Below are 14436 nucleotides of genomic sequence, written 5' to 3'. Positions count from 1 at the left end.
TAGCCAATGTCATCGACCGCTTCAAGCCCCTATTGAAAGCTGGCGCATCGTGCCGTTTTCGAGGTGGTAGATCACCCCTTGGCCACCTGGCAACATGCCGATTTCACAGATATCCTGATCAAGGACGATGAGCCGCAGCATCCGCGAGGTGATGCCGTGGGTCACCAGAACCGACGGCCCGGAGAGTTCTTCCAGAAACGCCTTGCAGCGTGCATGAAGCGCCACAAATCCCTCACCGCCCGGCGCACGATTGTAAAGATCGAGCGCGCTTTCCTCACTTTCATCGACCACGCCGTCGATCACGAGTTCGGTGCGCGGCAGTCCTTCCCATGCGCCCACTCCGATCTCTGCCAGCCGCGCATCGGTTGAGATGCTGCTGAAAAGGCCTTCCAAGGCAATGGCGGCGGTCTGAAACGCGCGGCCCTGTGGACTGCACAGCGCCTGAAACCGATCGAGCATCTCGTCTCGCAAAAGCTCCCGCTGCGTCTGCGCCTGCGCTCGCCCCAACGCGGTCAGAGGCGAATCGAGCCCGCCCTGGATGCGATGCTGCGCATTCCATTCGGTCTGTCCATGACGCAGGATGTAGAGAGGCGGAAACATGGCTGCCGTGTCGCTTGCTCGAGGGTCGTCCGACAGCATGTGCCACGACCGCTCGGCGTTGTCACGGCACAAGAATGGCTGGCCTGACAGAAGGCCCGGCGTGTGACTTCAACCGCAGCGTTCGAGCTCCACGGCGGTGGGCGCTCCTGTCGATCAACACACCTTGCCCTCACAACGCGGCATCCGGTCGGCGCACTATTAGAGCGATTGCGCCGCGGGCATCGGTCAAAAGGAGAATGGTGGGTGATAAGAGATTTGAACTCCTGACATCTTCGATGTGAACGAAGCGCTCTACCACTGAGCTAATCACCCGTGTCGGCTGACCTACCCAAATCCGCGCGCCCATGCAAGAGGTCGCAGAGAAATTTCAGCGCTCGGAGGGCGTCTTCGGCGGTGGCAAGACGGCTTTCAGGGGCGGCATGCTCTGCCGCATTCGAACAACCATGACCCGCCCGTTTGGCTGCGCCTTCTCGCGGGTCACTTTCAGGCGCCCCAGAGGCGGCAAAACCAGGCTGCGCCCTGCGGCCAGTGTCTCGCCCAACTCCGCCAGCACAGCCTCGACCACAGGCCTTGCCGCGCTCTTCTTCACCCCTGTCCGCGCAACGATGCGATCAATCAACTCCTTCTTGCGCAGAGCACCCGCGAATTCGCCCGCCGATTCCGACGCAGCGCTCTCACCCGCACCTTCCTCCATCGCCGGCGTCGGCTTGGGTGTCGCTTTCCGGCGGGACGAAGCGTTGCGCGCGCTGGTCTTGCCCGTCGGGCGCTTGGCTATGCTCATGAGGCCTCTCTTCCCTGCTCTTCTTTGTATACTGTCACCGCTGTTTCCAATTCGGAAACAGACGAAACGGTTCGCGTTTCCGAAGCCACTGGTCCCCCCCCGAACCAAAAAACGCGGCCTCGAGGGACCGCGTTCTTTTCAACATATCGCCAGATCAGTGCGCCGTCGCAGCATCACTCGCATCAGACGAGCCCGCCAAAGCCGCTGCTGCCGCGGCCTCCTCCGCTTCCTGATCCCATTCGATCGGGTCAGGTGTGCGCACGAGCGCATGCTTCAGAACATCCGAGACATGGGTCACCGGGATGATCTCCAGCCCGTCCTTCACGTTGTCCGGGATCTCCGGCAGGTCCTTCGCGTTCTCTTCTGGGATCAGCACGGTCGTGATGCCGCCCCGCAACGCCGCGAGCAGCTTCTCCTTCAAGCCACCAATCGGCATCGCATTGCCGCGCAAGGACACCTCGCCCGTCATCGCAATGTCCTTGCGCACCGGGATCTTGGTGAGCACCGAGACAATCGAGGTTACCATCGCCAGCCCTGCGCTTGGCCCATCCTTGGGCGTCGCGCCATCCGGCACGTGCACGTGGATGTCGATCTTGTCGAACTGCGGCGGTTTCACCCCGATCTGCGGGCTGATCGAGCGCACATAGGATGAGGCCGCATCAATCGACTCCTTCATCACGTCACCCAGCTTGCCGGTGGTCTTCATCCGGCCCTTGCCCGGCAGACGCAGCGCCTCGATGCTCAGAAGCTCGCCGCCGACCGATGTGTAAGCCAGACCAGTCACAACGCCGATCTGATCCTCTTTCTCGGCCAGACCATAGCGATACTTCTTCACGCCCAGGAAGTCGTCGATGTTCTCATCCGTGACGGTGACCTCCTCGGCCTCCTTCTTGATGATCTTGGTCAGCGACTTCCGCGCCACTTTCGCGATCTCGCGCTCGAGGTTCCGCACACCTGCTTCCCGCGTGTAGGTGCGGATCATTTCTGTGATCGCGGAATCCTCCAGCGCGAATTCCTTGGCCTTCAACCCGTGGTTCTTGATCTGCTTCGGCACCAGGTGCTGCTTGGCGATCTCGCGCTTTTCATCCTCGGTGTAGCCCGCCAGCGGGATGATCTCCATCCGGTCGAGCAGCGGCCCGGGCATGTTGTAGCTGTTGGACGTGGTCAGGAACATCACGTTCGAGAGGTCATATTCGACCTCAAGATAGTGGTCCACGAAGGTGGAGTTTTGCTCCGGATCAAGCACTTCCAGCATCGCCGACGCCGGGTCGCCCCGGAAATCCTGCCCCATCTTGTCGATCTCGTCGAGCAGGATGAGAGGGTTCGTCGTCTTCGCCTTCTTCAACGCCTGGATGATCTTGCCGGGCATCGAGCCAATATAGGTGCGCCGGTGCCCCCGGATCTCGCTCTCATCGCGCACACCGCCCAGGCTGATGCGGATAAACTCGCGCCCCGTCGCCTTCGCCACAGACTTGCCGAGTGAGGTCTTGCCCACGCCGGGTGGGCCGACCAGGCACATGATCGGGCCTTTCAGCTTCGACGACCGCTGCTGCACCGCGAGATACTCGACAATGCGCTCCTTCACTTTTTCGAGACCATAGTGATCGTCGTCCAGCACCTTCTGCGCGCGGCCAAGGTCTTTCTTCACGCGCGACTTCACGCCCCACGGGATCGACAGCATCCAGTCGAGGTAATTGCGCACCACGGTCGCTTCCGCCGACATCGGGCTCATGTTCTTGAGCTTCTTGATCTCGGCCTCGGCCTTTTCCTTGGCTTCCTTACTCAACTTGGTCTCGGCAATGCGCGCTTCGAGCTCGGCAACCTCGTTCTTGCCGTCCTCGCCGTCGCCCAGCTCCTGCTGAATCGCCTTCATCTGTTCGTTCAGATAATACTCGCGCTGCGTGCGCTCCATCTGGCTCTTCACGCGGGTCTTGATCTTCTTCTCGACCTGCAGCACCGACATCTCGCCCTGCATCAGGCCATAGACCTTTTCCAGCCGCTCGCTCACGCTTAGCGTCTCCAGCAGGTCCTGCTTCTGATGCACTTCGATACCGAGGTGCCCCGCTACCAGATCGGCGAGCTTCGCCGGTTCGGTGCTTTCACCGACCGCTGCAAGCGCCTCTTCTGGAACGTTTTTCTTCACCTTGGCATAGCGTTCAAACTCGTCAGAGACGGTGCGCAACAGCGCTTCGGTCGTGGCGAGATCGCCCGGCATCTCAGTCAGATACTCGGCGCGGGCCTCGAAGAAGCTGTCGTTTTCAAGGTATTCGGTGATGCGCACCCGCGCCTGCCCCTCGACCAGCACCTTCACGGTGCCGTCGGGCAGTTTCAGCAGTTGCAGCACATTGGCCAGCACACCGGCCTTGTAGATGCCATCGCTGTCGGGATCGTCCACGCCGGGGTCGATCTGGCTCGACAGCAGGATCTGCTTGTCGTCCGACATGACCTCTTCCAGTGCGCGAACCGATTTCTCGCGTCCGACGAAGAGAGGCACAATCATGTGGGGGAAAACCACGATATCGCGCAACGGCAATACCGGGTAAGAGGCGTTCAGAGGCTCTTGCATGCTCTATCCTTGTTCTTGGCAAGATGGTTCTGGTCCCGCATCTGCAGCAACGCTCGACCATCTCCGGGGTCGGATGACAAAGGTGGGGCGCCCTGACCCACAAATCAACCTTACCGTTGTTTCGGCTTGCTACAGCATGGCCAGAGAACGCCTGAAGCACAAGCCTTCAATCGCCCCTTTTGGCCTCTCAGAGCGCCCTTAATTCGGGTTCTGATTGTCCGTCAGGGACACCGAGAGCGACGATACCCGCGATGAGAGTGTTTTCACCTCATCCGCGATCACTGTGAACCCTTTGCCCGCGTCGCCCACGCGAGCTGCCTCGATCGAGGCGTTGGTAGCGACCATGTTGATCACCCGACCGATTTTGCCGATTTCCATGGCGATCGCACTGGTGTGATCGCTCACATCCGCGCGCCCCTTGTCATTGAGATCAAGGAAGAAGGCGCCGAAATCGTCACTGAACTGGCGCACGCCCTGGGCCACCCGCGTGCAGCACAGCGCATACATGTCGCCCACCGGCTGAAAGCCGCGAATCTCGTCAGCAGTGACCGTGCAGCGCGCCGCAATCCGCATCAACTCGTCAACCGCCTTGCTCACATGAGACAGCTGTTCTGCCAGCGGCTCCGGCAAGGCAATGTCCTGCGGGGTCAGATGCTCCGAGACCACGGTCTGCAAGGCGCGGCCGCCGATCTGGATCTTGTTGATGGCATCGGCGAATTCCGCAGGGGTGACGTGACCTGCGTCGTCGGACTCGGCCTCAAGATGATGCACAAACACCTGCATGGCCGCCACGGGCAGCGGTGCGATCTGCGACTGGACCATCTGTGCGATGCGTTCGCGTGTCATCTCGCCCTCGGGGGTCTTGGCTTCGGGTTTTGATGACATCGGGCACCTCCAACTCTTCGTGTGCCCGATGTAGGCGCGCGCAGGTTAAGCTTGTCTTAATCCAAGCAGATCAGGCGTAAAAAATTCGTCGAAAATGCCCGCCTCAGAGCGGGTCGATATCGCCTTCGGCGCGGCCTGCGTGAAAGGCCGCCTCCCAGGCCGCAAACTGCCCTGCCGAGATCGCGTCGCGCATGCCCTGCATCAGATCCTGGTAGTAGGTCAGATTGTGCCAGGTCAGCAGCATCGATGAGATGATCTCCTGGCTGCGGAACACATGGTGCAGGTAGGCCCGGCTATAGCTCCGGCAGGCGGGGCAGCGGCACGCTTCATCCAGCGGGCGCGGATCATCCGCGTGGCGCGCGTTCTTGATGTTGACCACCCCGCGCTGCGTGAAGACCTGCCCCGTGCGCCCCGAGCGCGATGGCAACACGCAATCCATCATGTCGATGCCGCGTTTCACCGCGCCCACGATGTCATCGGGCTTGCCCACGCCCATCAGATAGCGGGGCTTGTCGACGGGCAGTTGATCCGCCGCGAAATCGAGGCAGCCGAACATCGCCGCCTGCCCCTCGCCCACGGCCAGCCCGCCCACCGCGTAGCCGTCAAAGCCGATCTCTCGCAGCGCCGCGGCGCTTTCAGCCCGGAAATCCTCCTCCAGCCCGCCCTGCTGGATCCCGAAGAGCGCATGTCCCGGGCGGTCCCCAAAGGCGTCCCGCGAGCGCTGCGCCCACCGCATCGACAGCCGCATGCTCTCGGCAATTGTGTCGCGATCCGCAGGCAGTGCCGGACATTCATCGAAACACATGACAATATCCGAGCCCAGAAGCCTCTGAATCTCCATCGAGCGTTCCGGCGTGATCTCATGTTTGGAGCCGTCGATATGGCTCTTGAAGGTCACGCCCCGTTCGGTGAGCTTACGCAGATCCGCCAGGCTCATCACCTGAAACCCACCGGAATCCGTGAGGATCGGCCGCTCCCAGCTCATGAACCTGTGCAGCCCGCCCAGCCGGTCAATCCGCTCCGCCGTGGGCCGCAGCATCAGGTGATAAGTGTTGCCCAGCAAAACATCTGCGCCCGTCTCCCGAACGCTCTCCGGCATCATCGCCTTCACCGTCGCCGCCGTGCCCACCGGCATGAAAGCGGGCGTGCGGATCTCCCCCCGCGGGGTCGAGATCACTCCGGTCCGGGCCTTGCCATCGGTGGCGTGAAGATCAAAGGAAAAATTCATCCCGCCCCTTTGGCGCAAATCCCGCGCCATTCCAAGCCCGGAAGATCAAACCCGTTGCGGCAAACGGGCTTCGGTCGCAGAATGGCGGCCAAATTCGATAAGGCTGTGCGTGATGTTCACATGAGCGACCTTCCGCCGCACGTCTGGGGGCCGATATTTCTGGGCACCCCCTATGTGATTGCCATTGCTGTGGTGCTGATCGTACAAGCTGTGCGCCTGGTCCGCCGCGCCTGGCACACCAGAAAGATGCGAACGGGCATCGCGGAAGAAAGGCCACCAACCGACGCCGATGCTTCGGTCTTCCTGGTCCACGGGACCTTTGCCAGAGGTGCCGCCTGGACGCAGCCGGGCTCGCCGCTCCGCGACGCTGTCGCGCGTGGCGTCGGCGGGCCAGTGGCATTTCACAACATCCTCTGGTCCGGTCGCAATTCGGTCGCCGCCCGCCGTGCCGCCTCCGACGACCTGCAGCAGGCCGTGGCCCGCTCGTTGAAGCGCCACCCGGACCGGCGGCATCTGGTCGTCGCGCACAGCCACGGCGGCAATATCGCAATGCAAGCCCTGTCGCGCAGCGCCGATCTACGCGCACGCTGCCAGCTCATCTGCCTGTCGACCCCTTTTCTGGTTCTGCGCCCACGACCCGCGCTTCCGATCCTCGAATTCTGCAGCCTGCTGGCGCCCTTCTTTCTCAGCATGTTTTCCCTGCGCGCCCTGAATGTGTGGCTCGGCCCGCCGGCTTCGGTCGGCTGGAGCCTCCTGTCTCTTCTGGGCGCAGTGGTCCTCTCGGTGCTGGTGGCAGTGGCCGTGTCGCGCGCTGCGCGCCGCATCGCACAAGATTTGATGAACGAGACGCAAACAGCCCGACTGCCCCCTAGAAACGTCCTTCTCCTGCGCACCATTGCCGATGAAGCCTCGATGGGCATCGCCGCCGCCAACCTGATCAGCCGAGCCACCAACGTGATGCTGGAGGTGCCCCTCGCTCTGCTGGCCGCGGCAGATCAACGGGTCGAAGAGGCCCGGGCGAGGCTCCAACGCCATCGCTCGAGATTTCTGTGGAGCAGTATAGTCATCGTCGCCGCTACATTCGGCATGTCTGCGATGGGTTCGGTCGACCCGAGCGATACCGCCGTGGCGATCAGACTTCTGCTCCTGGCCGCTGCCGTCCTGCGGTTTCTCATCTATGCTTTTGCCTCGGGCTCACAGGCGCTCGTGATCGCCCCCGCCGTTTTTGTCATCGGCCTCGTGCTGGCGCCGGTGCTTGCGCTGCTCTCGCTGCTTGCCATGGCCACGGGCCGCGAGATGGCGCTCGCGAACACCTACGTCGACGTCTTCGCCGAACCTGCGCCCGTAGGCAGTTGGACCATGGTGATCGCGCGCGAGCTCGACACGCAGGCAGACCCATCGAAGGCCACAAAGCGCCCTACGCTGCAACACAGTCAAAGTTATCTTAACCCAGGTGCGCTCTACACGATCCAGCGCTGGATCAGTGACCGCAGCGCCCAACCAAGCGTCTCGGCCCCGGACGGTCAGATGACGGAGTTCAGGCCGCCAAACGCTTGACGCGACAGCCGCGTGCTCACAAATACGTGAGGCGCACTATAAAAGGACCGCCCCTTGGACATCGAAACCCTGATCATCTCGCTGATCGAAAGCTCTCTCGTTTTCCTTCTGCTGGCCGCCCTCTTCATCGTCCTGATCGTGAAGGCGGTCAAGATCGTCCCGCAATCCGAGAAATACGTGATCGAACGCTTCGGCCGGCTGCGCTCGGTGCTGGGGCCTGGCATCAACCTCATCGTGCCTTTCATCGACCGCGTGGCGCATGAGATCTCGATCCTCGAGCGCCAGCTGCCCAACGCCAGCCAGGACGCGATCACCAAGGACAACGTGCTGGTCCAGGTCGAAACCTCCGTCTTCTACCGCATCACCGAGCCCGAGCGCACCGTCTACCGCATCCGCGATGTCGATGCGGCGATTGCCACCACCGTCGCGGGGATCGTGCGGGCCGAAATCGGCAAGATGGACCTCGACGATGTGCAGGCGAACCGTGCGCAGCTGATCTCGACCATCAAGGCGTCGGTCGAGGACGCCGTGGATGACTGGGGCATAGAGGTAACGCGGGCCGAGATCCTGGACGTGAACCTCGATCAGGCCACCCGCGACGCCATGTTGCAGCAGCTCAACGCCGAACGCGCCCGCCGGGCGCAGGTGACCGAGGCCGAAGGCTCCAAACGCGCCGTGGAACTCGCCGCCGATGCCGAACTCTACGCCTCGGAACAAACCGCCAAGGCGCGCCGGATCCTCGCCGATGCGGAAGCCTACGCCACACAGGTCGTCGCGCAGGCGATCAACGAAAACGGCCTCGAAGCCGCGCAGTATCAGATCGCCCTGAAACAGGTGGAATCGCTGAACGCGCTCGGCGCGGGCGACGGCAAACAGACCATCGTCGTTCCCACGCAGGCTATTGATGCCTTCGGCGACGCCTTCAAGATGCTCAAGGGCCGCGGCACATGAATGATCTGCTGAACCTCTGGTGGGTCTGGACCGCCGCTGCGCTGGCCCTCGCGGTCATCGAAGTCCTGGTGCCGGGCTTCATCTTCCTCGGCTTCGCCCTCGGCGCGCTGGCGATGGTCGCGGTGATTTTCATCGCGCCAGGTCTCACCGCACCCGCCCTGCTCGCCATCTTCGCAGGCCTCTCCCTGCTGGCCTGGATCGGGCTGCGCATGGCGTTCCGGAAGCAGTCCTCAGGCGCCAAGATCGTCCACCACGACGTTAACGACAACTAAAGTCCCATAACAGCGCGCCCGCGTCTTCACCCTTCCAGAAATACTCCCGCCGGAGGCGGTCCACCGCGGCCGCTGCAGCCATCCGGTTGAGATCACCCAAGGCTCCTGCTACCCCAAGAGCAAAAGCAGACCGGGGGATGTCATGGAAAAGCTCACATTCGGATGGGAGGAGTGGGTGTCGCTGCCTGATCTGGGCCTGCCCGCGATCAAGGCCAAGGTCGACACCGGCGCGCGCACCTCCGCCCTACACGCCCACGATATTGAGGTCTTCGGCCCTGCCAAGCACCCCAAAGTCCGCTTCAACGTGCACCCCATCGCAGGCCGCGCCGATATGGCCATCACCTGCTCCGCCCCCTTGGTGGACCGCCGCGAGGTCACCTCGTCGAATGGCGAGGCCGAGCAGCGCTTCGTGATCTCCTCCACCCTCACCGTCGGCGAGCAGAGCTGGCCCATCGAGATCACGCTCACCAACCGCGCGTCGATGTCCTCGCGCATGTTGCTGGGGCGCCAGGCGCTCTCCGATCACATCTCGATCTCGCCGACCGAAAAGCACCTGCAGCCCGAGCTCAGCTACGACGACTACCACACCGCGGCCCTCAAGCGCCGCGCGCCCAAACGCGCCCTGCGCATCGCCGTGCTCAGCCGCGAGGACAATTACTCCACCCGCCGCCTCGTCGAGGTTGGCGAGGCGCGCGGCCACACGGTCGAGGTGATCAACACCACCCGCTGCTACATGGCCATCAACGCCATGGCGCCCGAGGTGCATTACGACGGCAAGCGCCTGCCGCGCTATGACGCGGTGATCCCGCGCATCGGCGCCTCGATCACCTCCTACGGCACCGCGATTATCCGCCAGTTCGAGACCATCGGCACATATTGCGTGAATGGCTCCGCTGGAATTACCGCCAGCCGCGACAAGCTGCACGCGCACCAGATCCTCGCGTCGAAGAAGATCGGCATGCCCACGACCGCTTTTGCCGCCTCGCCGAAAGACACCTCGAACCTCATGGGCCTCGTCGGCACAGCACCCCTGATCGTGAAACTGCTGGAATCCACGCAAGGCAAAGGCGTGGTCCTCGCCGAAACCAAGAAGGCAGCCGAGAGCGTCATCGACGCCTTCCGCGGCCTCAAGGCCAACTTCCTCGTGCAGGATTTCGTCAAGGAAGCCGCAGGCGAGGACATTCGCTGCCTCGTGATCGCGGGCAAGGTCGTCGCGGCCATGAAACGCACTGGCGCGGAGGGCGATTTCCGCTCGAACCTGCACCGCGGCGGCTCGGCCAAAGTGGTGCGTATCACCAAAGAGGAACGCGAGACCGCCGTGCGCGCCGCCCGCGCCTTCGGCCTCGGCAAGGCGGGCGTCGACCTTCTGCGCTCCGAATCCGGCCCGAAAGTTCTGGAGGTGAACTCCTCCCCCGGCTTCGAAGGCATCGAGACGGCGACGGGCAAAGATATCGTCGGCAAGCTCTACGACGAAATCGAAGCCCGTGTGAAACCCCAGCCCGCCCGCAAACGCGCGCGGGCCTGATCTCATCAGGGGTCCGTCAGACCAGGCGACATCAGCGGCACCGGGACCGAGGACGGCGCAGCAGCCCAGCATCACCCGCCGGTCAGCCGAAAGAACTCGACCAGCTGACCGTCTGGATCGAGCACCTTGAGCAGCTCAATTCCCGGCTCGACGATGATCTCCGGCGCGGGCGCCCCGGTCGCCTCTGCGACTCGGGCACGCACAGCCTCCAGGTCGCGCGATTGCAGATAGGGCACCGCACCGCTGCCCGCGACAGCCCCGGGCGCATAGCGCGCTCGGGACACGATCGCGAACCACCCGCCTGCCACGTCAAAGGCCACGAAGTCCTCCAGCGCAATCACCGGCGCGCGGTCCAGAACCCTGCGATAGAAGGCTTCGGCACGCGCAATGTCATCGGTGGGAACATAGGCGCCCATCGCCAGCGGGTCGCCCTCCGGCTGGCGATCCGCCGATTGCGCGCTCAGAGGCATGAGCAGCAACAGCACACAAGCAAAGACCAGTCTCACGCCGCACCTTCCTTGTCTGCCATCGCCGTGTCCTGGCAGCGTTCAGCCGCATAAAGACCAACAGCCCAGGCGGGTTGATCCTCCGTAAACTCATGAAAGGTGTTCCGCACACCCGGATCATCGTCGAGACACTGTGCATTGATCGGGAAGGAGGCATCGGGCGACAAGGGCTCCCCAAGCGACGTGCCGCATGTGCGGCAGAACGAGCGCAGATAGGTGAAGGGCGCGTCCGGCGTCACGGTCTCGATATGCGCCTGCCCGTCCAATAATCTGAACTGGGCGCGGCTGACAAAAACGATGGTGGACGTGCCCAGCTTGCGGCACCGCGAACAGTGACATGTGCCCATGCCGCTGGCAGGTCCATCGATGACAAAGCGCACCGCTCCGCAGACGCAGCTTCCGGTAATCTCCATGGTCGGTCCTTTCCTTTTCGAGGGTTTCCACCTCACTACCGCACCCCTGCTGACAGCGCGTTGTCAGCATCATGTCAGCATATTAGGCTTGCGAGAAAGGAGACCCCATGCGGCGCGGCGACAGGCTTTTTGAAATCATCGAGATTCTCCGCCGGGCACGCGGCCCCCTGTCGGCGCAGGTCATCGGCACCGAGCTCGGCGTGACCAAGCGCACCGTCTACCGCGATGTGGCCGCCCTGATGGCGCAAGGGGTCCCGATCCAGGGCGAGGCCGGCGTCGGGTATATCCTCGAGGCCGGTTTTCACATGCCGCCGCTCATGCTCTCATCGGACGAGATCGAGGCTGCGGTGCTTGGCGCGCAATGGGTCCAGTCGCGCGGCGAGCCTGAGCTGGCGCTGGCCGCTGAAAAACTCATCGCCAAGATCGAGGCCGTGGCGCCTGCGGAGTTTCAGACCGCATTCGTCGACCCCGCCGTCAGCGTCGCGCCTGTCAGACCGCCTGTCGAGCCGCTGGGCGCCGCCGATGTGCGCCGGGCCATACGCCACAGGCGGAAGATCTGGCTGGTCTACCGTGACACGCGAGAGGCGGAAACGGAGCGTGTCATATGGCCGATCCTGCTTGGCTACAGAGACAGCGGCCGGATCGTGGCGGCCTGGTGCGAGCTGCGACAGGGGTTTCGGTACTTTCGCACCGAGCGCATTTTGCGCGCCGACATCCTCGACGCAAAAATTCCCCGCCGGATGGACCTGTTGAAGGCCGAGTGGCGTGCCGCGATGGAGATCGAGCGCCGCAGGTTTGCCGACGCCCCCGATCCGCCCGATCAATAGGACGGGCCCGCCGACCGCGGGGCCGCCTTTCGCGCCACCACCACGGCGGCAGGTCCGGCCAGGGGCACCACACGCGTTTGAAACCCGTCCTGCGCTTCGATCAGGGACCGCACGCCCTCAACCGCCAGGAAGCGTCCGCGTCCCCGCAGTGACAGCGCCTGGCTGACGATCCAGCCCAGCGGGCCGCGTGGCGGCTTCTGAGCGCAAAAGGCGAGGCACAGGAGCCCGCCCGGCCGCAGGACGCGGCACATTTCACGAATGGCGCGGGGGCGCTGCCCCACGGTCTCCAGCGCCCAGGCGCAAAGGACGATGTCGAAGGCGTCGTCTTGAAAGGGGATATCCTCCAGTCGGCCCCGCACCGCCTCGCAGGGCATGTCACCGCATCGGCGCAGCATGGCCTCGGAGGGATCCAGAAGCGTCAGGTTTTCCGCGGCATGACCTTCCGCGAGCAGCCTGCGCGCAAACGCCCCGGTCCCGCAGCCCGCGTCCAGAAGTCGCGCCTGCGGCGTCATCGACACCCGGACCACCGCCTCCAGCGCCGCCTGCGCCTCGCCGCCCGCATATCTGAGCCAGCGATCATGCGAGGCATCATAGGACGGTGCCATTTGATCATAGATCGAGACGAGATCACCCGTCGGAGCGGCAAAGATGGTCATGATCATACCTGTCCGGTCTGAGCCCCGGGGGCTCTGCCCTTGTCCGCTGGCCAGTTCCAGGCAGTCCAAAGGATCGCAAACATCGCCATCATCTGCAGGCTGAAATGATAGAGATCGTCGAGGTCCATCGGCGCGGGCGGTACCATCGTGACCGTGGTGACGAGTGCGGCCACCACGCTCAGGGGCCGCAAAATCCGGCGAGACAGGAAGATTGAAAGCAAGACCATGCTGATCGGAACGGACACCACGATCCCGCCGAGCAGCATCAGCTCTTCGGTGATCTCCATACCGTTGAACCGCCCAGTCATGATGGTCTGAAGAAATCCGGGCATGACGAATTGGTGCAGGTCCCGAAAGATGATGTTGAGCAGGATGAAAAGCCAAAGGGCCGAGAGCTTGCTGTGGGGATCTATCTCACGCATGGGTCTGTCTCTTGGGAAACTACGCGCGATCAGGCGCGGTCATAATTAAGGGGGGTGAAAGGACCGGAGCATCGGGCGTCAAAGCGGTGAGGCCAGGCGCGCATGGTCTGACACGCTGCCGGCACGAGGTGCATCCCGGCAGTCGGAGCGGGCATTTGGAACGGCCCCGTCGGGTCTCCGACGGGTACATATCGATGGTTGAAAAAGGTGGTGTGCATCATTGGCCTCGCATGTCGTGCGGCCATTTAGCTATGCGCATGCGCCTGGGTAATTGCCTAAATCCTTACATCAGGTATACGCAGGCGCATGAACTGGGACGCAATATCCTTTGACTGGAACCAGGTCCGCGCCTTCCTCGCCACTGCCGAAGAGGGCTCGTTCAGCGCCGCCGCCCGCGCCCTCAAGACCACGCAGCCGACAATCGGGCGGCAGGTGTCCGATCTCGAAGAGCAGCTTGGGGTCACGCTTCTGGAGCGCGCCGCCCGGCGGCCCCAGCTGACCGAGGCAGGGCGCGATCTGCTCGATCACGTGCGCGCCATGGCCGATGCGGCAACGCTGATCTCCCTGTCCGCAACCGCCCGATCAGAGGAGGTGTCCGGCGTGGTCAACGTCACGGCAACCGATCTGCTCTCGGCTCATACTCTTCCGGGGTTGCTGGCCCCGATCCGCGACAGCAATCCCGGCATCCGCGTCAATATCATCGCGTCGAACAACATCCAGAACCTCCTACAGCGCGACGCCGACATCGCCATCCGCCACGTCCGCCCGGATCAGCCAGACCTGATCGCGCGCCATGTCGGCGATTTTCGGGCGGGTCTCTACGCGTCGAAAGCCTACCTCGACCGCGCCGGGCGCCCGCGCACGCCCCGAGAGGCGGCAGATCATGCCTTTGTTGGCAACCCGGACCCCCAGCGGTTGATCGCGCCCATGCACAACCTCGGCATTCCGCTGCGGCCGGAGAATTTCGTTCTCTCCAGCGACAGCGGCGTCGTGGTCTGGGAGCTGTTGCGGGCCGGTCTTGGCATCACCGTCCTGCCCGATGTGCTGTGCGATCCCGACCCCGACATCGAGCGCGTGCTCCCCGAGCTGCCGCCCTTTCAGTTCCCGATCTGGCTGGTCACGCATCGGGAATTGCAGACCAGCCGGCGCATCCGCATCGTGTTCGACCAGCTCGGTCGCGGATTCCGGGACATGGACAAGCTGATCTTCACCTGATCACGCCGCGAACAGCCCGTCCCGATGTCGCG

At 63.3% G+C, this 14436-nt stretch carries 15 protein-coding genes and 1 tRNA gene; 6 read left to right on the top strand and 10 right to left on the bottom strand.

Annotated elements, in window-relative coordinates:
• Positions 1–21 precede the first annotated feature (21 nt).
• The 6 genes from ACVC7O_RS10330 to tgt all read right to left on the bottom strand — a co-directional run bounded on the left by ACVC7O_RS10330 (position 22) and on the right by tgt (position 6060).
• Entirely contained in the window at positions 22–600 is a 579-nt protein-coding gene (locus ACVC7O_RS10330; RefSeq protein ID WP_458325998.1) for a histidine phosphatase family protein, read from the bottom strand.
• A 237-nt stretch (positions 601–837) separates the two neighbouring features.
• Positions 838–912 (bottom strand) — tRNA-Val (locus tag ACVC7O_RS10325).
• Between the two features lie 55 nt (positions 913–967).
• Positions 968–1381 carry an HU family DNA-binding protein gene (locus ACVC7O_RS10320; protein WP_458325997.1) on the bottom strand — a complete coding sequence of 138 codons (414 nt, stop codon included), beginning with the start codon at positions 1379–1381 and terminating at the stop codon, positions 968–970.
• 154 nt (positions 1382–1535) lie between these two features.
• Positions 1536–3947: an endopeptidase La gene (lon, locus tag ACVC7O_RS10315; protein WP_458325996.1), complete on the bottom strand. Its 2412-nt coding sequence runs from the start codon at positions 3945–3947 to the stop codon at positions 1536–1538.
• A 198-nt stretch (positions 3948–4145) separates the two neighbouring features.
• Entirely contained in the window at positions 4146–4832 is a 687-nt protein-coding gene (locus tag ACVC7O_RS10310; RefSeq protein ID WP_458325995.1) for a methyl-accepting chemotaxis protein, read from the bottom strand.
• Between the two features lie 103 nt (positions 4833–4935).
• Positions 4936–6060, bottom strand: coding sequence for a tRNA guanosine(34) transglycosylase Tgt (gene tgt / locus ACVC7O_RS10305; RefSeq protein WP_458325994.1), 1125 nt, complete (start codon positions 6058–6060; stop codon positions 4936–4938).
• Positions 6061–6180: 120 nt separating this feature from the next.
• On the opposite strand from tgt, the gene ACVC7O_RS10300 reads away from it, so the two are divergent.
• From ACVC7O_RS10300 to rimK, 4 genes are all read left to right on the top strand, one after another.
• Positions 6181–7617, top strand: a complete 1437-nt coding sequence (locus tag ACVC7O_RS10300) for an esterase/lipase family protein (RefSeq protein ID WP_458325993.1) — start codon at positions 6181–6183, stop codon at positions 7615–7617.
• Positions 7618–7671: 54 nt separating this feature from the next.
• Entirely contained in the window at positions 7672–8568 is an 897-nt protein-coding gene (locus ACVC7O_RS10295; protein WP_458325992.1) for an SPFH domain-containing protein, read from the top strand.
• The gene (locus ACVC7O_RS10290; protein ID WP_458325991.1) at positions 8565–8840 is read left to right on the top strand and encodes an NfeD family protein; all 276 of its coding nucleotides are present in this window, start codon (positions 8565–8567) and stop codon (positions 8838–8840) included. The genes ACVC7O_RS10295 and ACVC7O_RS10290 overlap by 4 nt, the downstream gene beginning before the upstream one ends.
• Positions 8841–8982: 142 nt before the next feature.
• Positions 8983–10365 carry a 30S ribosomal protein S6--L-glutamate ligase gene (gene rimK, locus ACVC7O_RS10285; protein ID WP_458325990.1) on the top strand — a complete coding sequence of 461 codons (1383 nt, stop codon included), beginning with the start codon at positions 8983–8985 and terminating at the stop codon, positions 10363–10365.
• Between the two features lie 71 nt (positions 10366–10436).
• Here the strand turns inward: rimK and ACVC7O_RS10280 are convergent, their stop codons facing one another.
• Positions 10437–10871, bottom strand: a complete 435-nt coding sequence (locus ACVC7O_RS10280; protein WP_458325989.1) for a VOC family protein — start codon at positions 10869–10871, stop codon at positions 10437–10439.
• Positions 10868–11284 carry a GFA family protein gene (locus ACVC7O_RS10275; protein WP_458325988.1) on the bottom strand — a complete coding sequence of 139 codons (417 nt, stop codon included), beginning with the start codon at positions 11282–11284 and terminating at the stop codon, positions 10868–10870. Before ACVC7O_RS10275 ends, ACVC7O_RS10280 begins: the two co-directional genes overlap by 4 nt.
• Positions 11285–11391: 107 nt before the next feature.
• Here ACVC7O_RS10275 and ACVC7O_RS10270 point away from each other — a divergent pair, with 107 nt between their 5' ends.
• Positions 11392–12111, top strand: a complete 720-nt coding sequence (locus ACVC7O_RS10270) for a helix-turn-helix transcriptional regulator (RefSeq protein WP_458325987.1) — start codon at positions 11392–11394, stop codon at positions 12109–12111.
• Here the strand turns inward: ACVC7O_RS10270 and ACVC7O_RS10265 are convergent.
• Positions 12105–12767 carry a class I SAM-dependent methyltransferase gene (locus tag ACVC7O_RS10265; protein WP_458325986.1) on the bottom strand — a complete coding sequence of 221 codons (663 nt, stop codon included), beginning with the start codon at positions 12765–12767 and terminating at the stop codon, positions 12105–12107. The genes ACVC7O_RS10270 and ACVC7O_RS10265 overlap by 7 nt on opposite strands.
• Before the next feature lie 2 nt (positions 12768–12769).
• On the bottom strand, positions 12770–13189 hold the full coding sequence (locus ACVC7O_RS10260; RefSeq protein WP_458325985.1) for a DUF6326 family protein: 420 nt from the start codon (positions 13187–13189) through the stop codon (positions 12770–12772).
• Between the two features lie 306 nt (positions 13190–13495).
• Here ACVC7O_RS10260 and ACVC7O_RS10255 point away from each other — a divergent pair, with 306 nt between their 5' ends.
• Positions 13496–14404 carry a LysR family transcriptional regulator gene (locus ACVC7O_RS10255; RefSeq protein ID WP_458325984.1) on the top strand — a complete coding sequence of 303 codons (909 nt, stop codon included), beginning with the start codon at positions 13496–13498 and terminating at the stop codon, positions 14402–14404.
• The last annotated feature ends 32 nt before the right edge of the window (positions 14405–14436 follow it).

It is taken from the genome of Roseobacter cerffii (genome assembly GCF_054226325.1).
This window is presented reverse-complemented; position numbering and strand designations above follow the sequence as displayed.

Bases quoted from the DNA above. Each gene is read 5' to 3' on its own strand.
- lon (WP_458325996.1), bottom strand. From the start codon at position 3,947: ATGCAAGAGCCTCTGAACGCCTCTTACCCGGTATTGCCGTTGCGCGAT.
- ACVC7O_RS10330 (WP_458325998.1), bottom strand. From the start codon at position 600: ATGTTTCCGCCTCTCTACATCCTGCGTCATGGACAGACCGAATGGAAT.
- ACVC7O_RS10275 (WP_458325988.1), bottom strand. From the start codon at position 11,284: ATGGAGATTACCGGAAGCTGCGTCTGCGGAGCGGTGCGCTTTGTCATC.
- ACVC7O_RS10310 (WP_458325995.1), bottom strand. From the start codon at position 4,832: ATGTCATCAAAACCCGAAGCCAAGACCCCCGAGGGCGAGATGACACGC.
- rimK (WP_458325990.1), top strand. From the start codon at position 8,983: ATGGAAAAGCTCACATTCGGATGGGAGGAGTGGGTGTCGCTGCCTGAT.
- ACVC7O_RS10260 (WP_458325985.1), bottom strand. From the start codon at position 13,189: ATGCGTGAGATAGATCCCCACAGCAAGCTCTCGGCCCTTTGGCTTTTC.
- ACVC7O_RS10255 (WP_458325984.1), top strand. From the start codon at position 13,496: ATGAACTGGGACGCAATATCCTTTGACTGGAACCAGGTCCGCGCCTTC.
- ACVC7O_RS10320 (WP_458325997.1), bottom strand. From the start codon at position 1,381: ATGAGCATAGCCAAGCGCCCGACGGGCAAGACCAGCGCGCGCAACGCT.
- tgt (WP_458325994.1), bottom strand. From the start codon at position 6,060: ATGAATTTTTCCTTTGATCTTCACGCCACCGATGGCAAGGCCCGGACC.
- ACVC7O_RS10270 (WP_458325987.1), top strand. From the start codon at position 11,392: ATGCGGCGCGGCGACAGGCTTTTTGAAATCATCGAGATTCTCCGCCGG.
- ACVC7O_RS10300 (WP_458325993.1), top strand. From the start codon at position 6,181: ATGAGCGACCTTCCGCCGCACGTCTGGGGGCCGATATTTCTGGGCACC.
- ACVC7O_RS10265 (WP_458325986.1), bottom strand. From the start codon at position 12,767: ATGACCATCTTTGCCGCTCCGACGGGTGATCTCGTCTCGATCTATGAT.
- ACVC7O_RS10290 (WP_458325991.1), top strand. From the start codon at position 8,565: ATGAATGATCTGCTGAACCTCTGGTGGGTCTGGACCGCCGCTGCGCTG.